This is a genomic window from Mesorhizobium sp. M0491, from assembly GCF_040321265.1.
Lineage (GTDB): Bacteria > Pseudomonadota > Alphaproteobacteria > Rhizobiales > Rhizobiaceae > Mesorhizobium.
This window is the reverse complement of sequence record NZ_JAMYRE010000012.1, coordinates 196905-220657: the sequence shown is the minus strand read 5'-3', so window position 1 is coordinate 220657 and position 23753 is coordinate 196905. Positions and strand designations below refer to the sequence as shown.

Annotated in this window: 21 protein-coding genes; 17 read left to right on the top strand and 4 right to left on the bottom strand. The window is 63.5% G+C overall.

Annotated features, from left to right (window positions below; genetic code table 11):
- The first annotated feature begins 6 nt into the window (after window positions 1–6).
- The 17 genes from NKI69_RS17870 to derI all read left to right on the top strand — a co-directional run bounded on the left by NKI69_RS17870 (window position 7) and on the right by derI (window position 19305).
- Window positions 7–1023 (top strand): zinc-dependent alcohol dehydrogenase, encoded by a 1017-nt coding sequence (locus NKI69_RS17870; protein WP_352440103.1) that lies wholly within the window; start codon window positions 7–9, stop codon window positions 1021–1023.
- An 11-nt stretch (window positions 1024–1034) separates the two neighbouring features.
- Window positions 1035–1823, top strand: a complete 789-nt coding sequence (locus NKI69_RS17865; RefSeq protein WP_352722224.1) for an alpha/beta fold hydrolase — start codon at window positions 1035–1037, stop codon at window positions 1821–1823.
- A gap of 26 nt (window positions 1824–1849) precedes the next feature.
- On the top strand, window positions 1850–3070 hold the full coding sequence (locus NKI69_RS17860) for an acyl-CoA dehydrogenase family protein (RefSeq protein WP_352440102.1): 1221 nt from the start codon (window positions 1850–1852) through the stop codon (window positions 3068–3070).
- Window positions 3071–3133: 63 nt separating this feature from the next.
- A complete protein-coding gene (locus NKI69_RS17855; RefSeq protein WP_127255083.1) occupies window positions 3134–3682 on the top strand; it encodes a flavin reductase family protein in 549 nt (182 codons plus the stop codon).
- A gap of 391 nt (window positions 3683–4073) precedes the next feature.
- Entirely contained in the window at window positions 4074–5609 is a 1536-nt protein-coding gene (locus NKI69_RS17850; protein ID WP_023808915.1) for an FGGY-family carbohydrate kinase, read from the top strand.
- Window positions 5606–6382 carry a DeoR/GlpR family DNA-binding transcription regulator gene (locus tag NKI69_RS17845; protein ID WP_031212333.1) on the top strand — a complete coding sequence of 259 codons (777 nt, stop codon included), beginning with the start codon at window positions 5606–5608 and terminating at the stop codon, window positions 6380–6382. Before NKI69_RS17850 ends, NKI69_RS17845 begins: the two co-directional genes overlap by 4 nt.
- Window positions 6379–8091, top strand: coding sequence for a glycerol-3-phosphate dehydrogenase/oxidase (locus tag NKI69_RS17840; RefSeq protein WP_502900182.1), 1713 nt, complete (start codon window positions 6379–6381; stop codon window positions 8089–8091). The genes NKI69_RS17845 and NKI69_RS17840 overlap by 4 nt, the downstream gene beginning before the upstream one ends.
- A gap of 423 nt (window positions 8092–8514) precedes the next feature.
- The gene (locus NKI69_RS17835; protein ID WP_352609302.1) at window positions 8515–9525 is read left to right on the top strand and encodes a sugar-binding transcriptional regulator; all 1011 of its coding nucleotides are present in this window, start codon (window positions 8515–8517) and stop codon (window positions 9523–9525) included.
- Window positions 9526–9558: 33 nt separating this feature from the next.
- Window positions 9559–10215, top strand: a complete 657-nt coding sequence (locus NKI69_RS17830) for a DUF2291 family protein (protein ID WP_352722221.1) — start codon at window positions 9559–9561, stop codon at window positions 10213–10215.
- On the top strand, window positions 10212–11753 hold the full coding sequence (locus NKI69_RS17825; RefSeq protein WP_352722218.1) for a sugar ABC transporter ATP-binding protein: 1542 nt from the start codon (window positions 10212–10214) through the stop codon (window positions 11751–11753). Before NKI69_RS17830 ends, NKI69_RS17825 begins: the two co-directional genes overlap by 4 nt.
- A 26-nt stretch (window positions 11754–11779) precedes the next feature.
- Entirely contained in the window at window positions 11780–12913 is a 1134-nt protein-coding gene (locus NKI69_RS17820) for an ABC transporter permease (protein WP_128302320.1), read from the top strand.
- 38 nt (window positions 12914–12951) lie between these two features.
- Entirely contained in the window at window positions 12952–13893 is a 942-nt protein-coding gene (locus NKI69_RS17815) for a D-ribose ABC transporter substrate-binding protein (protein ID WP_013533072.1), read from the top strand.
- Between the two features lie 95 nt (window positions 13894–13988).
- Window positions 13989–15548, top strand: coding sequence for an FGGY-family carbohydrate kinase (locus NKI69_RS17810; protein WP_352722216.1), 1560 nt, complete (start codon window positions 13989–13991; stop codon window positions 15546–15548).
- On the top strand, window positions 15545–17062 hold the full coding sequence (locus tag NKI69_RS17805) for a glycerol-3-phosphate dehydrogenase (protein WP_128302322.1): 1518 nt from the start codon (window positions 15545–15547) through the stop codon (window positions 17060–17062). Before NKI69_RS17810 ends, NKI69_RS17805 begins: the two co-directional genes overlap by 4 nt.
- Complete coding sequence (locus NKI69_RS17800; protein WP_023808905.1) at window positions 17062–18000, top strand: sugar phosphate isomerase/epimerase family protein; 939 nt, start codon at window positions 17062–17064, stop codon at window positions 17998–18000. Before NKI69_RS17805 ends, NKI69_RS17800 begins: the two co-directional genes overlap by 1 nt.
- Window positions 18001–18066: 66 nt before the next feature.
- Window positions 18067–18834 carry a triose-phosphate isomerase gene (locus tag NKI69_RS17795; RefSeq protein ID WP_023808904.1) on the top strand — a complete coding sequence of 256 codons (768 nt, stop codon included), beginning with the start codon at window positions 18067–18069 and terminating at the stop codon, window positions 18832–18834.
- Between the two features lie 33 nt (window positions 18835–18867).
- Window positions 18868–19305 (top strand): D-erythrulose-4-phosphate isomerase, encoded by a 438-nt coding sequence (derI, locus tag NKI69_RS17790; RefSeq protein ID WP_013533067.1) that lies wholly within the window; start codon window positions 18868–18870, stop codon window positions 19303–19305.
- 22 nt (window positions 19306–19327) lie between these two features.
- On the opposite strand, the gene dhaL is transcribed toward derI, so the two are convergent.
- From dhaL to oiaX, 4 genes are all read right to left on the bottom strand, one after another.
- Window positions 19328–19969, bottom strand: a complete 642-nt coding sequence (gene dhaL / locus NKI69_RS17785; protein WP_023808903.1) for a dihydroxyacetone kinase subunit DhaL — start codon at window positions 19967–19969, stop codon at window positions 19328–19330.
- A 27-nt stretch (window positions 19970–19996) separates the two neighbouring features.
- Entirely contained in the window at window positions 19997–21004 is a 1008-nt protein-coding gene (locus NKI69_RS17780; RefSeq protein WP_023808902.1) for a dihydroxyacetone kinase subunit DhaK, read from the bottom strand.
- A 131-nt stretch (window positions 21005–21135) separates the two neighbouring features.
- On the bottom strand, window positions 21136–22470 hold the full coding sequence (locus NKI69_RS17775; protein WP_023808901.1) for a four-carbon acid sugar kinase family protein: 1335 nt from the start codon (window positions 22468–22470) through the stop codon (window positions 21136–21138).
- A 4-nt stretch (window positions 22471–22474) separates the two neighbouring features.
- The gene (oiaX, locus tag NKI69_RS17770; protein ID WP_023808900.1) at window positions 22475–23725 is read right to left on the bottom strand and encodes a 3-oxo-isoapionate-4-phosphate decarboxylase OiaX; all 1251 of its coding nucleotides are present in this window, start codon (window positions 23723–23725) and stop codon (window positions 22475–22477) included.
- Between the last annotated feature and the right edge of the window lie 28 nt (window positions 23726–23753).

Sequence of the window (23753 nt, the reverse complement as noted above, 5' to 3'; positions counted from 1 at the left end):
GTTTTTATGAAAGCAGCCATCTTCGATACGGTCGGCAGTCCGCTGCGGATCGGCACGGTGCCGGATCCGACGCCGGCGCCGGATGAGGTCGTCTTGCGCATCGCAGCCTGCGGCATCTGCGGCAGCGACCTGCATATCACCGAGGATCCGGTGCCTTTCGGCATCGGTGGAGGTTTCGTTCTTGGCCATGAATTCGCCGGCGACATCATCGCGCTGGGATCACGGGTGGCGAGCCTTCGGATCGGTGAGCGTGTGGCCGTCGTGCCGATGCACGGCTGCGGGCACTGCCAGGCCTGCAGGCGCGGCGATCCAGGCCGCTGTCCCGACATGGTGCTGATTGGTGGCGGCTATGCGCAATACGCGGCCGTCGCCGCGCGCCAGTGCCATGTCTTGCCCGACGACGTTGCGCTGGAGGATGGCGCGCTGGCCGAACCGCTCTCGGTCGCGTTGCACTGCATCGTCCGCTCGGGCATGAAGCCCGGAGACCGGGTCGCCATCCTTGGCGCCGGACCGATCGGCCTGCTCGTCGCTTTCTGGGCGCGGCGGCTGGGAGCGTCTTGTGTGGTCGTGGCCGATATTCACAGCCATCAGCGTGACCGTGCGCTCGCACTGGGCGCAACCGGTTTCGCGCTGTCCGGAAACAAGCTGGCGGATAGCCTTGCCGATCTCTGCGGAGGAGCCCCCGATATCGTCTTCGAATGCGTCGGCAAGCGCGGCCTTATCGACGCGGCGGTCAAGGCGGTTCGGCCGCAGGGCACGGTGGTCGGTGTCGGCTTGTGTATCGGCGGCGACGAATGGGATCCATTCGTCGCGCTGACGAAGGAAGTGAACCTGCTCTTCTCGGTCTTCTTCCATCAGCGCAACGAATTCGGCGTCGCCCTCGATGCGCTGCGCGGCGGACCTTTCGCACCGCAGGCGCTGATCACCGATCGGATCGACCTCTCGCCGGTTCCGCAGATATTCGAGAGCCTTCGCCGCCGCACAACGCAATGCAAAGTGCTGATCCAGCCGGACCTTGTTTGAGGAGGAATAAAATGGCCGTTCAATTCGAAACGCTCAAATACGATGTCGCTGGCACCAAAACGGTGGTGAAGGCCATTGGTGAGGGAAAGCCCGTGCTGTTCCTGCACGGCGCCTCGACGCTTGAAGGTTTCGACTTCGCCGAAGGCCTCGCCGACCGTTTCCGCGTGCTTTGCGCGAGCCATCCGGGCTTCGGCTTTTCGGGCGCTGCGCCGCATGTGACCGGGATGTCCGACATGGTTCTGCACTACCTGAACCTGCTCGATGTTCTGAACCTGCCGGAGAAGCCTCATCTCATCGGCTTTTCCATGGGCGGCTGGATAGCGACGGAGCTCGCCGGCCTTGCGCGCGAGCGTTTCGACAAGGTGGTGCTGATCGCGCCGGCAGGGCTCAACGACCCCGCGCATCCGGCCACCGATCTGGGCGCGGTCGCGCCGCAGGAGCTGCCGGCCTATCTGGCGCATGACGTCTCGGTGGCGCTGCGCTATTTCCCGGACGGCTCGGATCCCGCCTTTGCGGAGGCCTTCGGCGCCGATCGCGCCCGCGAAGGAGAGACGCTCGGCCGGTTGCTGGCGCCGTTCGGCATGGGCCATCCGAACCTGCGGCGCTTCCTGGCGCGCATCGCCAATCCGACGCTGGTCGTCTGGGGCACCAGGGACCGTCTGCTGCCAGCTGGCCAGGCGCCGCTCTTCGTCGAAGCCCTGCCCGACGCACGCCTGATCCTGGTCGAGGATGCCGGCCATTTCGTCATGCAGGAGAAACCCGAAACACTCAGGAAGATCGGCGATTTCCTCGCCGGCTGACCGCATTTGAAAAGGAGGAGAAGACAATGAACAAACCCATCAAGCACGGCTCGTGGGGGACGACCACCGACTATCGCGACTTGCTCAGCAAGATCGCGGAGATCGGGCCGGCCCTGGAAGCCAACGCCACCACCGATGAGGAGAATGGCGAACTGACTGCGGCCACGTTCGAGCTGCTGAAGCCGCTGCGCATGTCGCATATCTTCGCCGCGGAGAGCCTCGGCGGTGCGCAGCTGCGACCCACCCAGGGTCTCGAACTGCTGGCGGCGATCACCTGGCACTCCGGGGCGGCCGGCTGGGTTTCAATGGTGCATTGCTGCATCGGTGCGATGTCGGCGGCCTTTCTGCCGGATAGCGCGGTCGAGCGGCTGTTCGCACCGGGCACCGACAACCGTTTCTCGGGGCAGGGCGCGCCGCTCGGCATGCTGAAGAAGGTCGACGGTGGTTACCGGCTGAACGGCAAGTGGAGCTATGGCAGCGGCTTCAGCCACGCCACCTATAGCCACAGTGCCGCCTTCGTCGACGACGGCACCGGCAAGCCCGCCAAGGACGACAAGGGCAATTTGATTATCATGTGCGCCCATGCCCCGATCTCCCAGCACAAGCAGGTCGGCAATTGGGACGTTCTGGGCCTCGGCGGTACCGGCAGCATCGACTATGCGGCCGAGGATGTCTTCATCGCCGACGATCTCGTCTTCCCGATCCTGACCGCACCACCGCTGCGCCAGAAGGAGTTCTTCAGTCTCGGGGTCGTTGGCCTCGCCGCCATCGGTCATACCGGCTGGGCGCTCGGCACCGGGCGGCGGATGCTGGACGAGATCGCCAAGTTCGCCCGCTCGAAGTCAGGCCGGGCCGGACTGATCGGCGAAAGCGAGAAGTTCTGGCACGACTATGGCCGCGCCGAAGCCCGCTATCGCGCTGCCCGCGCCTTTGTCTTCGAAGTCTGGCGCGACATCGAGGCGACGGTCGAAGCCGGCAACAGCGTATCGACGCGGCAGATCAGCCTTGTCCATCTGGCCAAATCCGAGATTCACGAGGTTGGCGTGGATATCTGCAACTTCGCCTACCGCGCCGGCGGCGGCGCGTCGCTGCGCGCCGGCGTGATCCAGCGCACCTTCCGCGAGATGATGGTGGCGGCCAACCATTTCACGATCGCGCCGTCGATCGTCACCTCGGCCGGTCGCGACATCGGCGGCCTGTGGAGCGATCGCACCTGGCAGTTCTACGACCTGATCGAGAAGAAGTAGCCCGCAAGGGCCGGACGGCGGACGCCGTCCGGCCCTTATTCACGCTGCAGAAGAGAGACGTCGATGAGCTTCCCGCATCCGATGACCAACGCCTTCCGCGAAGCCTTTCGCCACCATCCGGCCGGTGTTGCCGTGATCACGGCCGATCCCGGCGACAGGCCGGTGGCGATGACCGTATCCTCGCTGATCTCGGTAAGTGCTGCGCCGCCGGTCGTCGCTTTCTCGCTCTCCATGAAATCGACTTCGTCCGAGCCCTTGCTACGGGCCGAGACCATGGTGATCCACCTGCTGCGCTTCACTGATATCGACCTGGCGCAGCTCTGCGCGTCGAGCGGCGCGGAACGTTTCCCGCCGGGAGGCGCCTGGGCGCGGCTGCCTACGGGCGAACCCCGCTATACCGGCGTTTCGACCTGGTTCCGCGCCCGTCGGCTCGGCATCCTGCCGATCGAGGGCGCGACGCTGGTCGCGGCCGAACTCCTTGACGGCGAGGTGCAGCCGGACGAGGTCCCCCCGGAGGCGCATTCGCTTGTTTATCTCGACCGTCGCTGGCATCGCCTGCACAAGGAACTGGACGGGGTGGCTGAGCTTCTTGAGTCGTCGCGTTTTCTTTGAACGGCGCCGAAGCGCGGGTTGTCCGGTCGTTGCGCACGGAACTTGCAAAGCCAGTCGAAGCGCGTTCGGCGTCAGTCGTACCGCGCTCCCTGGCTCGCCGCGCAGGGTTGAGGGTCATCCGGCCAGTTGGGCATTGGCCGGAACTTCGTCCCGCATCGGATGCGGTACGAGTGGATGGCAATTTTTGTCGCAGATGACGTCAGACTTTTCCGCAAAAATATCTCACATGTTGACGTTAACTTAACATGCTATTATGGTCTGTTTACCGCGTCGGATGCGTCGCTTTTGTATCACCGTTGCTCGTTGATTGTCGTCATGTCTGTCATCCCTATCCCAACCTGCAGGTTAGCCTTGCAGCGCCCTTCACCAGTTGCTGAAAGCGGCGGCGCCCATGCCCAGTTTGCTCGGAATCGATAACGGTCTCACGGTCACCAAGGCAGTGATCTTCGATGCCGATGGCACGCAGTTGTCGGTGGCGCGTCGGCGCGTTCCGCAGTCGATGCCCCATGCGCGCTGGGTGGAGCGCGACATGGCAAGGCTATGGCAAGCCACCGCCGATGCCATCCGCGAAGCGATCGCATTGTGCGGCCGGCCCGCCAACGATATCAAGGCGGTGGCGGCGACCGCACACGGCGATGGTCTCTATTTGCTCGACAAGGATCGCCGGCCGCTAGGCCCCGGTATCCTGTCGCTTGACAGCCGCGCCGGCGAGATTGTCGAACAATGGTCGGCGGACGGGGTCTTCCAAAATGCGTTGGCGCGCACCGGACAGGCGCCGCACGTTTCGGCTCCGTCGGCGCTGCTGGCCTGGATCAGGAAGAACCAACCCGACCGCTATGGCCGCATCGGGCATATACTGGCCTGCAAGGACTGGCTGCGCTTTTGCCTGACCGGCACGATCGGCACCGACCGTACCGAGGCAAGCACCTCATTCACGGATTTCCGCACGCAGGATTACGCGCTGGAAGCGATGCGCATCTTCGAACTGGACGATCTTTTCGACGCGCTGCCGCCGATGGCGCATTCGGCCGAGATCGCCGGCCACGTTACCGCCGAGGCCGCCGACATGACCGGCCTTGCCAAGGGGACACCGGTCGCGAGCGGCCTGCATGACGTAACTGGCTCCGCACTTGGCATGGGCGGCCATGAGGAGGGCGTGCTCGCCATTGTTGCCGGGACCTATTCCATCAACGAAGTAGTCTCTTCGCAACCGCGCGTCGATCCGCGTTGGCTCTGTCGCAACGCCATCGACGCCGGCCGCTGGAACAACATGGCGATATCGCCGGCCTCGACCGCGAACTACGATTGGTTTCTCGACACGTTCTGCCGCTCGGAACAGGAGAGGGCATCGGTCGGTGGTGGCTCGATCCACGAGTTTCTGGCAGGCGAGATCGACGCGGCGCTGAAAAAGCGGTCGACCATCCTGTTTCATCCCTATCTGTTCGGCTCCCCCTTTGGCGATGTCGCCAGCGCCAGCTTTGTCGGCCTTCACGGCTGGCACGATCGCGGCGATATGCTCAAGGCGGTTCTAGAGGGCATTGCCTTCAATCATCGCACCCATGTCGAAGCCCTGCGCGAGGGCTTTGCTATCAGCGAGATCCGCCTGACCGGGGGCGGTTCACGCAATCCGGCCTTTGTCCAGATGTTTGCCGATGTGCTGAATGCCCCGGTCACCGTCACCTCGACCGACGAGGCCGCGGCCTTTGGCGCGGCCCTTTGCGCGGGTGCCGCGGTGGGCATCTTCGCGACGCCGCAACAAGGCGCCAGGCAAGCCGGCATGACGGCACGCCAATACGAGCCGATGGCGGCCTCAAGTGCTGTGTTCAACGAGCGCTTTTCCCTCTATGGCCGCATAGCCGGTGCGCTCGAACCGCAGTGGCCGGAGATCGAGAAGCTGGCGCGGCAAGACACTGGGGGAACCGCATGATCAAGGCCGACGAACGACGCGAAGAGATCGCCGACTATGTGATCAAGCTCGGCCAGGTGCGCATCGACGATCTGGTCGAACATTTCGGCGTATCGCGCATGACCATCCACCGGCACATCGACCGGCTGGCGCAGCAGGGTGTGCTGCGCAAGCTGCACGGTGCGGTGACGGTTCAGCCTTCCGGCCTCTATGAAAGCGCCTTCCGCTACCGGGTGACGGTCAATCGGGCCGAGAAGGATGCGCTGGCGCGGGCGGCGCTCGATTTTGTCGAGGCCGGCCAAGTGGTGATGCTGGACGATTCCTCGACGGCAAACGCCGTCGCCACGCTGCTGCTCGACGTCAAGCCGCTGACCGTCATCACCAATTCAGTGGCGACGGCTTCCCTGCTGACCAATGTCGACGAACTCGACTTCATCTGTCTCGGCGGTCAGTACCACGGCACCTACAACGCCTATATCGGCATCGTCTGCGAGAACGCCGTGGCGCAGCTGCGCGCCAATGTGCTGATCTGTTCGGCTTCGGCCATCACTGGAACCACCGCCTTCATCCAGGACCCCAATGTCGTGCGGGTCAAGCAGGCGATGATGGCCGCATCGGTCAAGCGCATCCTTCTGATCGACCATGCCAAGTTCGACAGGATCGCACTGCACGTCTTCGACGATCTGACCAGCTTCGACGTGGTACTGGCGACCGAAGGCCTGGGCGATGCGCGGGCGCGGGCCCTCGAACGGGCCGGCGTGAAGCTGCGCATCGTCAAGACGAAAGCGCCATGAGCTCAAGCGAAGCAACATTTACGGAAAATCCCGCCGGGCGATTGGCCGCCATGGCCGGGACCGGCGAGGTCGACGTCGTCATCCTTGGCGCCGGCATCAACGGGGCGGGCTTGTTTCGCGACCTGTGCGCGCAGGGCGTCAGCTGCCTGATCGTCGACAAGGCGGATTTCGGCTCCGGCACCAGTGCCGCGCCATCGCGGCTCATTCACGGTGGCCTGAAATATCTAGAAACTGGCGAATTCGGGCTGGTGGCGCAATCGACGCTCGAGCGCAATTTGCTTTTGAAAAACGCGCCGCACTATGTCAGCCCGCTGCCGACCGTCATCCCGATCTTTTCCTGGAGCAAGGGCATGCTGGCGGCGCTGCGGACGCTGTTCGGCTCGACCAGCGCGCCGCGCAGCCGCGGCGCCATCCTGATCAAGATCGGCCTGATGATCTATGATTTCTACGGCTCGCGAAACCAGGTCATGCCGCGCCACCGCATGGTCGGGCGGCGCCAGGCGCTCAGCAAGATGCCGGCGCTCAACCCCTCGATCGTCGCCACCGGCACCTATTACGACGCCAAGATAAGCCATCCCGAAAGGCTGGTGCTCGAACTGATCCTCGATGGGCTGCAGGCAAATACGGCCTCGGCCAGCGCGAACTACACGGCGCTGGCGAAGTCCGCCGATGGCGTGCTGACCTTCCAGCCGAAAAACGGCGCGGCCTTTTCGGTGCGGCCGAAGCTGGTGGTCAATGCCGCCGGTCCATGGATCGACGATGTCAACGATTTGCTAGGCGCGCCGTCGAAGATGATCGGCGGCACCAAGGGCTCGCACATCCTGTTGAAGCATGACGAACTGGTCAGAAGCCTGGCCGGGCGCATGCTCTATTTCGAGGCCGATGACGGCCGCATCTGCCTTGTCTACGACTATCTCGGGCTGGCGCTGGTCGGCTCCACCGACATCAAGGCCGACAATCCCGACGCGGTGCGCTGTGAGCCTGACGAAGTCGAGTACCTGCTCGACAGCGTGCGGACGCTGCTGCCGGGGATGGCGTTCGAGCGCGACCAGATCGTCTATGCCTATAGCGGCATCAGGCCGCTGCCGGCCTCGGATGCATCGCTGCCCGGGCTGATCAGCCGCGATCACTCGGCGCCGGTCGCCGAGCCGGATCGAAACAGACCTTTCGCGGTCATTTCGCTAGTCGGCGGCAAATGGACGACCTTTCGCGGCTTCGCCGAGGAAGTCGCCGACACCGTGCTCGGCCGCCTGCAACGCAGCCGCAAGGTGACGACGCAGGCCATGCCGATCGGCGGCGGCAGGGATTTCCCGGTCGATGCCGCAGCGCGAGCAAGTTGGCTGGCTCTGGCTCACTCGGAAACGGGCGCTGGAGAACGGCGTCTCGATGAGCTGCTGTCGCGATATGGCACCAGAGCCACGCAGATCGCCACGCATGGGTCGGGTGATGAGGGTCGGCTGCCGGATTCAGAAAGCTACAGCAAATCGGAAATCGACTACATCGTCCGCACCGAGTTCGTCGAACATCTGGCCGATATCGTCATGCGCCGCAGCACCCTGGCGATATCAGGGTCACTGACGGGCCGGGATCTGGAGGAGATTGCGACGATTGCCGGACGGGCGCTGGGCTGGAGCGCCGGGCGCCTCGCAGAGGAAGTCGAGGCCGCCGCCCTGGAACTCGAGAACCGGAACCTGATGCGGCTGGGCTGATCATTCCGTCGCCGATGCTCTTTCCCAAGGCAATCCGGTCGGTTTGCCTAAGGATGCGCCGCATCCCCAATCGCTCAACTCACAGGCGGATTGGGATTTCGCAGATATTAGATATTATTCCCGAGAAACAGTTAGTTAGAAAAAAATTGGATAGCCGATGGCTGTGCAATTCTACTGGCGCAGGCACGAAATAACACATATTGACGTTAAATTAACATAGCCGTATGATCAAGTAACATGCTCACCTCCTAATAGATCGATGTTGCCCGCCGAAATGTCGGCAGACCGGCGTTTCGGGAAGGGCGAGACCTGTGAATTCCCCGTATGTGCATGCGCCAAATCCGGCGAGGGATTGACAGCGAAGCAGGGATGTGAAAATTTTTGCACGCAAAGATAATAATATCATCCTGGGGAGGAGATGGCTTGAAATCCGGCGGAACCGCTAACCGCGACCATGAGTCCAGCCTCGCCACGCGCGCGGCCTGGCTTCACTATGCCGGGGGGCTCACACAGGCCCAGGTGGCCAAGCGGCTCGGCCTGACCAGCCTCAAGGCGCATCGGCTCATCACACGGGCCACCCAGGATGGCCTTGTCAGAGTGATCATCGACGGCGACGTCGGCGAATGCATCGACCTCGAGCAGCAGCTGATCGATGCTTACGGGCTCGACTATTGTGAGGTCGTTCCTGATCTCGATCAGGACGAATTGCCGCTGAAGGCGCTTGGCATCGCTGGCGCTCAGTTTCTGAAGCGGGAGATCGATCGCGGCGAGGATATGCTGATCGGCGTCGGCCATGGCCGTACCCTTGCCGCAAGTGTCGAATATCTGACGCGCACAGCCGCCGCCCATATCCGTTTCGTCTCGCTGCTTGGCGGCGTGACGCGCAAATTCGCGGCCAACCCGCACGACGTCATGCATCGTCTGGCCGAGCGGACTGGCGCGCAGGCCTATGTGATGCCGGTGCCTTTCGTCGCCAACACCGCCGAGGACCGTGAGGTGCTGCTTGGCCAGCGCGGCATCAGCGACGTCTTCGATCTGGCAAGCCGGTCCGACCTGATGTTTGTCGGGATAGGGACCGCCGAGCGGGAAGCCTCGCTGGTCGCCACCGGTATGATCGAGCATTCCGAAATCGATGAGGTCAAACGCGATGGCGGCGTCGGCGAGCTGCTCGCCCACTTCTTCGATGATAAGGGGCGCCCGGTGGAAACAGCGCTTTCGGAAAGAATTCTGGCGCTTCCGCGGGGCCAGTTGAAAGGCCGCAGGATCGTCGCCGTCGCCGGCGGCAAGATCAAAGTGCGTGCCATCAAGGCGGTGCTCGAAAGCCGTTACCTGAGCGGCCTGATCACCGATGAAAGCACTGCCCGTGCCCTTGTCGAACAGAACCAATCCAATGGTGCCAAGCGCCATGTGAACGGAGGATCGTCAAATGCGTGACAAGCGCAGATCAGCTTTGCCGGCGGTTGCGTCATGAGCGCGAAGGCTGCCACCGCACCGACCAGGCCGGCTTCGCCCGGCTTGCGCCGGGCAATTGCCGGCGCCGCGGTTGTCATCCTGCTCGGCGCGATGGCGCTCGACACCAAGGTGGTCAGGATCGGATCCGCCGGCGACGTTCGCAGCGCCGTCTTTTCCGCGACCGACTACGGCAAGTCGGAGTTTCCCAAGGTGCAGGCCGATGTCGAAGCGCGTGCCGCAGACGCGGTGACGGTGGCGACGGCGATCGCCAAGGACAGGGCGACGGCAGAGAAGGAATACGGCGTGCCTGCGGGTGTCGGGCCTGTCATTTCCGTCAAGTTCAGCGGCGTCGTCGGCGAAGGAACATCGGGCATCTACAAGGTCGCCGTCGAGGGCGTGCCGGATACGCTGGTGATCCGCGTGCAGACCGGGCCGGCGATCAACGGAACGGAGCTGCGCGACGCCACCGGCAAGATCACATTCGGCCAGTTCACCAACCAGATCGAGTATCAGGACGCCGGCTCGGCGCTGAACAACGAGATGAAGAAGGAAGTCTTGGCAAAGCTCGATACGAGCGCCTTGACCGGCAAGACGATATCGGTGGTCGGCGCGTTCAAGCTGGTCAATCCGAAGAGCTGGCTCGTCACTCCCGTGAGGCTGGACGTCAAATGAATCTGACTGCCGACACCGGACCCGCGACTGGTGACGCCGTGCTTTCGGCGCGCAACATCGTCATGTCGTATGGCGGCGTCCATGCACTCAAGGGCGTCAATTTCGACATCCATCGCGGCAAGGTCACGACGCTGTTCGGCGAGAACGGCGCCGGCAAGTCGACGCTGATGAAGATCCTGTCCGGTGTGGTCACGCCGACATCCGGCGACATCGTGCTCGACGGCCACCTCGTCAGCTTTTCCTCGTCCTCCGACGCACGCGATCGCGGCATCTCGATCATCCACCAGGAACTCAGCCTGGCGCCGAACCTCAGCGTTCGCGACAACATCTTCATGGGGCGCGAACTGCGCACCAGGACCGGTCTCGACTTCGCCGAGGAGTCGCGCCAGGCGCGCGCCCTGATGGCCGACCTCGAAGAGGATATTGACCCGATGACCTTGGTTGAGGATCTGCGCCTCGGCCAACAGCAGATCGTCGAGATCGCACGGGCACTGTCGGTCGACTCCCGCATCCTGATCATGGACGAACCGACCTCGGCGCTCAGCGCAACAGAGGTGGAGGTGCTGTTCAAGGTGATCCGCGACCTGACCAGCCGCGGCGTCTCCATCGTCTACATATCGCATCACCTCGAAGAGGCGCTGCAGATCACCGACTACGCCGTTGTCTTGCGCGACGGCGCGATAACGGCAACGGCCGAAGCCAGGGATATCGATCTCGAGTGGATCGTGCGCAACATGGTCGGCGAGAATTTCGATCTCGGCTCGCCGCCGACCGGCCATGCGTTCGGCGAGGTCGCCCTTTCGATCGAGGATGTCAGCGTCGTCGACACTTCGGGCTCAGGCTATTCCGTCGTCGACCACTTGTCGCTGGACGTCCGGGCAGGCGAGATCATCTGCATCTACGGGTTGATGGGCGCCGGGCGCACGGAATTGCTGGAAGCCGTCGCCGGACGGGTGCCGATGGCGGGCGGACGCGCGCTTCTGGAAGGCGAGGACGTTTCCGGACTGAGCATTGCGCAGCGCATCTCCAGAGGGCTTGTGCTGGTCCCCGAGGACCGCCAGCGCGACGGGCTGGTGCAAACGATGACCGTCGGCCGCAATCTCTCGCTCGCCAGCATCGAAGCGTTCGCCAAGGGGCTGTTTCTGTCCCGTTCGAGAGAGCGAGAGCTGGTCGAAGACTCGATCCGCAAGGTGACCGTCAAGACCGCAGGCGGCAATGCCATGATCGGATCGCTGTCGGGCGGCAATCAGCAGAAGGTCGTCATCGGCAAGATGCTGACGACCAACCCAAAAGTCATCCTTCTCGACGAACCGAGCCGTGGCATCGATGTCGGCGCCAAGGCCGAGGTCTTCCGCTTGCTGAGCGAACGCGCCGCGCAAGGGCTTGCGGTCGTCTTCTCGACCTCTGAGGTCAACGAATGCCTCAGCATTGCCCACCGCATCGTCGTCATGCGGCGTGGCAGGATTTCAGCTGAATTCGGCGCCAACGCCACCAAAGAGCAGATCATGGCCGCCTCTGGCGAAGCCGTGGTCGCCTGATCACCAGAATTTCGGAGCCCAGACCAATGACCGACGTCAGCCAGGCCAGAAAACAGTCCAGTCCAAGCGCGGGCGGCGAAGGCTTCGATCTCGCCAAGCTGCTGCTCGAGGGTCGCGCTTTCTTTGCCCTGATCGTCATCATCGTCGTGTTCTCGATCCTGTCGCCCTACTATCTCTCGGTGGCGAATTTCCTGACCATGGCCTCGCATGTCGCCATCTTCGGAATCCTCGCGATCGGCATGCTGCTCGTCATCCTCAATGGCGGTATCGATCTGTCGGTGGGGTCGACGCTGGGCTTGGCCGGCGTCGTTGCCGGGTTCCTGATGCAAGGCGTGACGCTGACCTGGCTGGGTGTCGTTCTCTATCCGCCGGTCTGGGTGGTCGCGGTGTTGGCCTGCATGCTCGGCGCCGTCGTCGGACTGATCAACGGCGTGCTCATCGCGCGCTTCAAGGTTCCGGCTTTCGTCGCCACGCTCGGCGTCATGTACATGGCGCGTGGCCTGGCACTGCTGATGACCAGCGGCCTGACCTATAACAATCTCGGCGGCAAGCCGGAGCTCGGAAACACCGGCTTCGATGCGCTTGGCTTCAACCGCTTGTTCGGCGTGCCGACGGGCGTCGTGGTTCTCGTGGTCATCGCGCTCATTGGCAGCATCGTCTTGAACCGCACCGCTTTCGGGCGCTGGCTCTACGCCTCGGGCGGCAACGAGCGCGCGGCCGAACTCTCCGGCGTTCCGGTCAAGACGGTGCAGATTTCCGTCTATGTGCTGTCGGGCATCTGTGCCGCCATCGCCGGCCTGATCCTGTCCTCGCAGTTGACGTCGGCTGGACCGACCGCCGGCACCACCTACGAACTGACGGCCATCGCGGCCGTCGTCATCGGCGGCGCGGCACTGACCGGCGGGCGCGGCAACATCCGCGGAACCCTGCTTGGGGCCTTCGTCATCGGCTTCCTGTCCGACGGTCTGGTGATCATCGGCATCTCATCCTACTGGCAGACAGTGTTCACGGGCGCGGTCATCGTGCTCGCCGTGCTCCTCAATGCCGTTCAGTATCGCCGCCGTAGCAAGCTCCCAAGCGCGTCAGGTGGCCAACCGACTTCTCAGAAACGGGGGAAGGCCGAACCGGCCAATCCTGCCCAAGGGAAGACTGCCAGGTGAACTGGCAGCAACACCGCGTAATCATTGGAGGAATGTACATGAAAACCATGCTGAAAAGTCTGCTCGCCGCCGCGATGGTCGTCGGGTTCACGGCCGCCGCGTCAGCCGCGGGCCTGATCTCGATCATCGTCAACGATCCGGCCAACCCCTACTGGCTGACTGAGGGCAACGTCGCCAAGGCCGAGGCCGAGAAGCTTGGCTATACGGCCAATGTCGGCGCCCACAAGGGCGATACCAATACCGAAAGCAATTTGATCGACACCGCCATCACCAACAAGTCGGTGGCGATCATCCTCGATCCGGCCAACGCTGACGGCTCTGTCGGTGCGGTGAAGAAGGCGATTGCAGCCAACATCCCGGTGTTCCTCGTCAATGCCGAGATCAATCAGGAAGGCCTCGCCAAGGGTCAGCTCGTTTCCAACAACGCGCAGGGTGCTGCTCTCGGTGCCCAGCAGTGGGTGCAGGCCGTCGGCGAAAAGGGCAAATATGTCGAACTGCTCGGCGCCCCGTCTGACAACAACGCCGCTACGCGCTCGAACGGGTACGCGACTGTGCTGAGCCAGTACCCGGATCTCGAAAAGGCTGCTTCGCAGGTCGCCAATTGGGATCGTACCCAGGGCCACGACAAGATGCAGAGCATGCTGCAGGCCAATCCCGACATCATCGCCGTGATCAGCGGCAATGACGAGATGGCGCTTGGCGCGGTTGCGGCGCTGAAGGAAGCCGGCAAGCTCGCCGGCATCAAGGTCGGTGGCTTCGACGGCTCCCCGGATGCGGTTGCGGCGATCAAGTCCGGCGAACTGCAGTACACCGTGCTGCAGCCGGTCGCCATCTTCTCGGCCAAGGCCGTGCAGCAGGCGGACTCGTTTATCAAGACAGGTGCCACCGGTGCAGCGACCGAGAAGCAGCTGTTCGATTGCCTTCTCATCACCAAGGACAATGTCGACAAGTACACCGCACCCTTCGTGCTGTCTGAGTAATACCTGTACAGGGGGTGTTTCGCGGACACCCCCTGCCTCTTCTACGAAATGACTGCCCTCGTGAACTGCCTTCGCAACCAACCGGAATTTGCGGCATGAAAGACCTGCTGATCGGCATCGACGCGGGAACGTCGGTGATCAAATCGATCGCTTTCGACCTGTCCGGGCGGCAGCTCGCCATGACGTCGGTGCCCAATAGCTTCGTCACGCTGGAAGGCGGCGGCGCCGAGCAGGACCTCGACCAGACCTGGCGCGACATGGCGCGGACCGTTCGCGATCTCGCGGCCAAGGTTCCCGACCTCGCGCAACGAACCGCGGCGGTGGCCATCACCGGGCAGGGCGACGGAACCTGGCTGATCGATGGCGACGGCTTGCCTGTCTCGCGCGCCTGGCTGTGGCTTGATGCCCGAGCTGGACATCTGGTGGACGAGATGCGCGCCGATCCCCGGGATCGCAGGCGGTTCGAGCTGACCGGCACGGGGCTGAATTCCTGCCAGCAAGGCGCCCAGCTTGCCTTCATGAAAAAGAACCATCCCGACATGCTGGAGCGGGCGGCGACCGCACTGCATTGCAAGGATTGGCTCTACTTCAAGATGACGGGCGAACGCGCCACGGATCCCTCCGAGGGAACCTTCACCTTCGGCGATTTTCGGTCGCGCAGCTATTCCGACGAAGCCCTCGACATCCTGGATCTGACGACGCATCGCCGCCTGTTGCCTCCCATGCTCGAAGGCACCACCGACCATCATCCGCTGTCGCGATCGGCGGCGGCAGAGACTGGCCTGCTCGAAGGCACGCCGGTGGTGCTGGGTTACGTCGATATGGTCTTGACGGCGCTCGGAGCCGGCCTCTATGATCCCTCGGGCAATGTCGGCTGCACGGTCATCGGCTCGACCGGCATACACACACGCTTTGCCGCCACTCCCGACGATGTCGTGCTGAACGACGATGGCTCCGGCTACACGATCGCCATGCCTATTCCAGGCGCCTTTGCACAATTGCAATCCAACATGGCGGCGACGCTCAACATAGACTGGGTGCTTGGCCTTGCGCGCGACGTGCTCGCGACGGCTGGCGGCAAGCCTTCTCATGACGAGTTGCTGAAGGCCCTCGACGCTTGGGTGGAAGCATCGGAGCCTGGTTCGCTGATCTACCAGCCCTATATATCGCTGGCCGGTGAAAGAGGACCGTTCGTCGATCCTGACGCACGCGCTGGCTTCATCGGCCTTTCGGTCAAGCACGGCTTTGGCGATCTGGCACGCGGCGTCCTCGAGGGACTGGCCTTCGCCGCACGCGATTGCTACCAGGCGATGGGCGCCGTGCCGAGCGAGATCCGCCTGTCGGGCGGCGCCGCGCGCAGCCCCTCCCTACGCCGCATCATCGCGGCGGCGACCCGGGCGCAGGTGCGCACCAGCAGTCGCCAGGAAGCCGGCGCGGCAGGCGCCGCGATGATGGCGGCCGTCGGCCTCGGCGTCTATGGCTCGATGGAAGACTGCGCCGCCGAATGGGTGACGCCGCTTCTCGGCGACTGCGATGCCTATGACGAGGCGCTTTCGCATACCTACGATGCCCTCTTCCCTTCCTTCGTTGCAGCGCGTCAGGCGCTTCGGCCGGTGTGGAAGGGCATGGCGCACCGCACAGGAGCAAGATCTTGAGCAATACAACAGATGTCGTCGATCTCTTCGTGATCGGCGGCGGCGTCAATGGAGCCGGCATAGCGCGTGATGCGGCAGGTCGCGGGCTGTCCGTCATCCTGTGCGAAAAGGACGATCTCGCGCAAGGCACGAGCTCGCGCTCCGGCAAGCTGGTGCATGGCGGCCTGCGCTACCTCGAATATTATGAATTCCGGCTGGTTCGCGAAGCACTGATCGAACGCGAGGTGCTGCTCGAGGCAGCGCCGCACATCATCTGGCCGATGCGCTTCGTTCTTCCGCACAGCCCGCAAGACAGGCCGGCATGGCTGGTCCGGCTCGGGCTGTTTCTCTACGACCACCTTGGCGGCCGTAAACGCCTGCCGGGGACACGAACACTGAACCTCAGGACTGCGCCGGAAGGCGCGCCGATCAAGGACGAATTCAAGCGCGGTTTCGAATATTCCGACTGCTGGGTCGACGATGCGCGCCTGGTGCTGCTCAACGCCCTGGATGCCAGGCAGCGCGGTGCCAGAGTGCTCACGCGCACCGCCTGTGTCGCGGCCCGCCGCGAAAACGGACTATGGTCGATCGACATGCAGGATGGTCGCACGGGTGCGGTGACGAAGGTCCGGGCGCGGGCGCTGGTCAACGCGGCCGGGCCGTGGGTCAACGACATTGTCAGCCGAGTCGCCGGGCAGAACTCCACCCGCAATGTTCGCCTGGTGAAAGGCAGTCATATCGTCGTGCCCAAATTCTGGGAGGGGCGGCAGGCCTATCTCATCCAGAACAACGACAAGCGAGTGATCTTCGTCAACCCCTACGAGAACGATCTGGCGCTGATCGGCACGACCGACATTCCCTACGAAGGCAGGCCCGAGGAAGTGGTCGCCGAGGCAAGCGAAGTCGATTACCTGATCAAGGTGGTCAATCGCTATTTCAAGCGACAGCTGACGTCACAGGACGTGGTCCACAGTTTCTCAGGCGTGCGTCCGCTCTATGACGACAATGCCGACAATCCAAGCGCGGTGACGCGCGACTATATTTTCGAACTCGACGCCTCCAATGGCAACGCGCCGCTGCTGTCGGTGTTCGGCGGCAAGATCACCACCTTCCGCAAGCTGTCGGAACATGCGCTGGAAAAGATCCAGCCGTTTTTTCCGATGATGAAGAAAGCCTGGACGGCCAAAATCCCCTTGCCGGGAGGCGACCTGCCCAATGCGGACTTCGAGCAGTTCCTGAGCGATCTGCATTCCGAGTTTTTATGGCTCAGCCCGTCGCTGGTGAAGCACTACGCTCGAAGCTACGGCACCCGTGCCAGGCAATTGCTCGCCGGCGCACAGCGCGAGGCGGATCTCGGCCGCCGCTTCGGTCCCGACCTGTATGAGCGGGAGGCAAGGTTCCTGGCCGAGACCGAATGGGCCGGCACATCAGCCGATATTCTGGAACGCCGCACCAAACATGGCCTGCATCTCAATGCGGCCGAGCGGAAAGCATTCGAAGACTGGTTCGATAACATCATGGCGACGGCAGACTGATGGCCTTCACGCTTTCCCTCAACACCAATCCGCTGGTCAACCGTTTCGCCGATCCGGACGATTTGATCGACGCGATTGCCTATGGCATCGGTATCCGCGACGTGCAGCTGACGCATGAATTCGTCAATCCGGGCTGGCCGGCGGCAACGATTGCCAAATTCCTGCGCCTGTTCGACAGGGCGCTTTCGCGGACCGGCGTGCGGATCACCTCCGGCATGACCGGACCTTATGGCCGGCTCAATCACTTCGGCCATCCGGACGCGGATGTCCGGCGCTACTATGTCGACTGGTTCAAGACCTTCGCCGATATTTCCGCGGAACTCGGTGCGTCGGGCATGGGCACGCAGTTCGCCATCTTCACCCACAAGGACTTTGACGATCCGCAACGGCGGGCAGTGCTTCTCGATATCGCCCTCGAATGCTGGCGCGAGGTGGCCGAACACGCCAAGGCGGCGGGTCTGACATACCTGTTCTGGGAGCCGATGTCGGTCGGCCGCGAGTTCGGCCACACGATCGAAAGCTGCGCCACGCTGCAAGGCGCCATCGACGCGGCGAAGCTGCCCATACCGATGAAAATGATGGTCGACATCGACCATGGCGACGTCACTTCGCCCAACCCTGCCGACACCGATCCCTATGCCTGGGCGAAAGCGTTTCCCTTGCAATCGCCGATCATCCACATCAAGCAGTCGTCGATGAATAAGGGCGGGCACTGGCCGTTCACGGCCGCCTACAACAAGGATGGCCGCATAGTGCCGCAGAAGTTGCTGGACGCGGTTCGGCAGGGCGGTGGAACCGACAATGAAATTTGCCTTGAACTTTCCTTCAGGGAGAGGGAACCAGTCGACCATCAGGTTATCGAGATGATCCGCGAGTCGGTGGATTTCTGGGCGCCTCATATCGACAGCGGTCGCGACAGTCTCAAGCCTCGGGCTTGAGTGAAATGCTGGCTAGACGCCGGCACCGATGGTGGCCAGGAAAAACGCGCGTTGAAGGAGAAAAGAATGACCCCATATTGGGTCGGCACGAGCTGGAAGATGAACAAGACGCTTGCCGAGGCGCTGCAGTTCGCCGATGCGTTGGCGGCCTTCGTGCCTGACTTCGATCAGGCGATACAGCCTTTCGTCATTCCGCCGTTCACCGCCGCGCGCCAGGTCAAAGCGGCGCTGGCCAACACCCGCGTGAAAGTCGGCGCCCAGAACATGCATTGGGCCGACGCCGGTGCCTGGACGGGAGAGATCTCGCCAGTGATGCTGAAAGACTGTGGGCTGGATGTGATCGAACTCGGCCATAGCGAGCGTCGCGAGCATTTCGGCGAAACGGACGCGACTGTGGGACTGAAAACGGCGGCCGCTGTCAGGCACGGGTTCGTGCCGCTGATTTGCGTCGGCGAGACGTTGGCTGAGCGTGAATCAGGCCGCGCCGAGGCGGTGTTGACGGCACAGGTTCTCGGCGCGCTGCAAGAGCTGAGCGGCGATCAACTGAAGGCTGAAATCCTCTTTGCCTACGAGCCCGTCTGGGCGATCGGCGAGAAGGGCATTCCCGCCAGCGCCGACTATGCCGACAGGCAGCAGGCGCTGATCAAGCAGGTTGCCGCCGACCGGCTGCCGGCTGCCCCGCCTGTGCTTTACGGCGGCAGCGTCAATCCCGGCAACGCGGCCGAACTCATCGGCCAGCCGCATATCGATGGCCTGTTCATCGGCCGCTCGGCGTGGCAAGCGGAAGGCTATATCGACATTCTGAAAAAGGCGTCGGCCGCCATCGCGCGCTGACCGCTAAAAGACCAACCAAAGGAGCTCATCATCATGAAGATCGCACTCGGAGCCGACAGCGCCGGCAAGCCGTTGCTCGACGTCATCGCCAAGCATCTCGCCACCAAGCCGGAACTGCAGGTCGTCGACCTAAGCCAGGCCGGATTCTACGCCGATATCGCCGCCTCGGTCGGCCACGAAATTCTCGACGGCAATTACGACCGGGCCATCCTGTTTTGCGGCACCGGCATCGGCGTCAGCATCTCCGCCAACAAGGTCCCGGGCATTCGCGCCGCATTGACCCACGACACCTATTCCGCTGAGCGCGCCGCCAAGTCCAATAACGCCCAGATCATCACCATGGGCGCCCGCGTCATCGGTCCCGAACTGGCGAAATCGATCGCCGACGCATGGTTGGCCTCGGAGTTCGATCCGAATGGCCCCTCCGCCACAAACGTGCAGGCCATCGACAAGCTCGACGCCAAGCGCTGAGGCGCGGAAGGCCCGTTACTGATCAGGTGGTCAAGGCGACCCGCATCGCCTCGATCACGGTCACGGCGGAGGCGGCGCCCGGGTCCATGTGGCCAAGCGAGCGTTCGCCGAGGCGCGATGCCCGGCCCTTGGTGGCGACCATCGACTTGGTCGCCTCCGCGCCGGCGTTTGCCGCTTGTGCAGCAGCTTCGAGACTGCCCGCCAGATCCTTGCCGGAGGTCAGCGCTTCGCCCGCCGCCTGCGCAGCCGGCGCCCATGCATCGATCATCGTCTTTTCGCCTGGCTCGGCCTTGCCGCGATCCTGAATGCCTTTGGCCATCGCCTGGAACAGAGTGACCACGTCCGCGTCGTCGAGCGTCGTCTTGCCCTTGACGGCTGCCGCGGCGCGCATGAACGCGGTCGCATAGAGCGGACCGGAGGAGGCGCCAACCGCATTCAGGAACGACTTTGCCGCCGTGTTCAGCAAGGTGGTCGGATCAGTGGCCTCGGTGTCCAGTGCGGCGACTGCATCGCGTGCCGCGGAAAATCCAAGCTCCATCGCGATGCCGTGGTCGGCGTCGCCGATAACTCCGTCAAGCGCGCATAGTCGGTCCCTGTCGGCCGACATGGCGGTTGCGATCGCCGCGAACATCGCGACAAGGCGGGCGGTGTCGATTGTCGTCATGTCTTAGTCCTTGCCACAGAAGTGGGTTTAGCCGGCGCGAAACATGGCGCAGTCGCAGGGGTGGTCCAGCATCGTCTGCAACTCGCCGTCCAGCCGATGCAGAGTGATCGAGGCCCCGGCCATTTCGAGCGAGGTGCAGTAATTGCCGACCCAGCTTGCGTGTATGGACACACCGATCTCATCGAGCCTCTGCTTCACGCGCCGGTTCATGATGTAGAGTTCCATCAGCGGCGTCGAGCCCAGCGAATTGACGAGCACCGCGACCTTGTCGCCGCGCGCCGGCGCCATCTCGTCGAGAATCCTGTCCAGCATCTCGTCGGTGATCTCGTCGGCTGTTTTCAACTTTTCGCGCGCGATGCCGGGCTCGCCGTGGATGCCCATGCCGATCTCCATCTCGTCCGGGCCGATCTCGAAATTCGGCCGGCGGGTCTGCGGCAGCGAACAGGGCGACAGCGCCACGCCCATGGTGAAGGTATGGTCGTTGGCCTTGCCGGCGACGCGCTCGCATTCGTCGAAGGACAACATCCGGTCGCAGGCGGCGCCGGCCGCCTTGAAGATGAAGAAATTGCCGGCGACGCCGCGCCTCTTGTGCCGCTGGTCGCGCGGTGCCGAGGCGACGTCGTCGGTGCTCAGCACCGTGCGCACCTCGATGTCGTCCATGGCGGCCATCTCGGCCGCCATGTCGAAATTCATCACGTCGCCGGCATAATTGCCGTACATGAAGAGCACGCCGGCGCCGCCGCTGACTGCCTTGGCGCATTCGAGGATCGGGTCCGGCGGCGGCGAGGCAAAGACATTGCCGATGGCCGCAGCGTCAGCCAATCCCTTGCCGACAAAGCCGAGAAAGCTCGGCTCGTGGCCCGAACCGCCGCCAATCACGAGGCCCACCTTGCCCTGGCGCGGTCCGTCGCGGGCGATGATGGAGCGTGGACTGCCGTCCACGCTTTTGAGATGGCGGGGATGCGCTGCCAGGATGCCTTCCAGCATCTCGTCAACGGCGCGGTTGCCATCGTTGATGATCTTCTTGGTCTGCACCCGACGTCCTCCCGATTTCGGCATTTTCGCAGATAGTACCGGGTGTTACCGGGATTTCCACCCGGCAAGGCGCATTTCGCGTGTTGAAGTGCTCTCGCACAGCGGCTCCTGAAATCCAGGTGTCGGCTGGTTCAAGTGCCGAGGCCGTCGCGGATGGCTGAGAAATAGCGATCGGTTCCGACCTGGCCGCCCTTGAGCGCGACCTCCAAGCCGTCGATCGCCTTGACGCGCGAGTGGGCAACGCAGAGCGGCGAGCCAGGCGAAGCGGGCAGCGGCATGCGAATTGTCAGGGCATCGACACCCATCTCGCCGAGTGCGTGGCTCGACGTGTCGCCGCCGGCAATGACCACGCGCCGCAAATTCTGTTCGATCGTCAGGCTGCGAAGGATTTCTCCAAGGCCGCGGCCAAGCCTGTGGCGGGCGCCTTCCTGCCGGTCGATTTCGGCGCCCCTGTCGGCATCGGGGCCAAGCGCGGTGTAGAGGATGACGCTGCGCCCGGCTTGCAGACTGGCACGGCCGCTTGCCGTTGCGCGCGCGATCGCCTGCTGCGAAGACTCCGAAACCAGCTCGACGGGATCGACCTCGATGCCGTCGAAACCGTCGGTCAGGGCATGCCGGATCTGCCGCTCGGTGGTCGGCGAACAACTGCCCGACACGACGGCTATCCGCTCGGCTGCGCCCGGCGGCGTAAAACCTTGTCCAGCGCCGACAATGTCATTCGACGCCCATTCGGCCAGCAATGCATACTCGACCCCGGACGAGCCGACGACAAAAGAACCGCCTGGCTTGCGAACGCGCCAGATCTCCTTGCCGGCCAGAGCCTGCGTTTCCAGATTGTCGACATCGAGAAGCACGATGGGGGTGCCGTTTCCGGTCAGGCGATCGAACGCGGCCGATCGCGACGCGGACTGCAGCGTTGCAAGGTCGATCAGCCCGGAGCTCAGCGCCGTCTGCCGCGACAGATGGATCAGGAGATCGGCCTCATCCATCGGCGTCGTCGGATGGCGGCTCATCACAGGGTGGCGATCGATGCGGAAATATTGGTCGCGATAGGCGGCGAATAGATGGCCGAAGGCGGTGTAGCGCTTGAGCTGCGGCGCGCCGACCAGCAGCGGCACACTATCCTGCGCGAACACCGAGCGGCCGACCTCGATGGCCCGGCCGATGCTGCCGACCGTTGGGCTGGAATCGAAGGTCGAGCAAACCTTGTAGTGGCAGATCGCGGCGTTGAGTGTCTTCAGCCAGGCAAAGGCATCGCGCAGATGCATGTCCATCCACTGCGGCGTCTCGCTGCGGCTGGTGCCGGCGAGGCCGATCGCCCGGCAATGGGCAAACCGCGAAAGCAAGGCATCGTCCGGCTGGCGCATGAACAGCACGGTCGGCACGCCGCCGAGCTCAAGCGCCTCCATGACATCGGTCGAGCCGGTCAGGTCGTCGCCATAATAGCTGAGAAGCAGGTTCTGCATGGCTTCAGGCTGCCTTGCCGTCGCCGAATTTTTCGATCGACCGCGCCAGTTCAGGGTGGTTCAGGGCGAAGTCGGCAAGCGGAATGCCGTCGACCGCCGCCTGCCAGGCTTGCTGCACGGCACGCACGCCGGCGCCCGGCCCGTCCGGATGGCTGACGATGCCACCGCCGCAGAGATAGAGAAGATCGACGGTCCGGCCGGTCCGCGCATATGTCTCGGGCGCCTGCCCGCCCCACTGGCCGGAGCCGGCGACCGGCAAGGCGCAGTCCTCAGGTGAGAAGATCGGCGTCGTCACCGCCTTGAACGACTCGACGAAGGAGTCATCCGGCTCCCAATATTTCGAGGCGATGCCGTTGATCTGGAATTGGTCGACGCCGAGCAGTCGCCAGAATTGCTGCCAGACCTTGAAGCCCATACCTAGCCCGGGGTGCCGGGTGAGGATGTCCCAGCCGTTGCGGTGAGCATGCAGCACCAGACTGGAGCGCTTCCTCAGGAACGCCATGCCACTGAGCCCGATCGAATTGATGTTGACAACAGCGCAATTGCCGCCGGCCTTCGCCACCAGATCGTGGTTGCGCATCATCTCATCCGGGTCGGCATGCGAAATGCCGAAGGCATACATCACTTTCTTGCCGGTCTTCTGCTTATGGTCGAGGATCAGCGGCATGATTGCCTTCACCCGCTCCGACAGCGGCGAATAGGCCGGGCTCATCAGCTTCTCGTCATCCTTGATGAAATCGACGCCGGCGGCGATCAGTTCCGCCACCATTGCCGCCGTCTCGTGCGGCCGCAGCCCGAGCGCCGGCTTGACGATGGTGCCGATGATCGGGCGGTCCGTCACACCGGTCAGTCGGCGGCTGCCGGCGACACCGAACTGTGGGCCGGGATGCGCGCCGCGAAAATCCTCCGGCAGCTTCATGTCGACGACGCGGATCCCGGTGAGGCCCTTGATCGAATAGGTGCCGCCGATGGCGATGGTCATCAGCGCCGAAAGGTCGGTGCCGATGGCATCGAACGGAAAGGCGATGTCGACATCGGCGCGTTTGAACGGCCCGCTGCCGTCATCGGGAAGTGACGGCCGCTCGGCATCGGGCAGAGGCCGGATCGCCAGCACGCGCGCCGCCACCCGGGCCTTCAGCTCTTCGGTCTCGCCGGGCAGCGCGACGAAGGTGCCGGTCGACTGGTCGCTGGCGATCTTGGCGGCCAACGCTTCGATGCTTCCAGGCGTTTCGATGCGATAGGTGAGGGTGATCATGGTCTGCTGTCTTAAGCCGAGGCGTTCG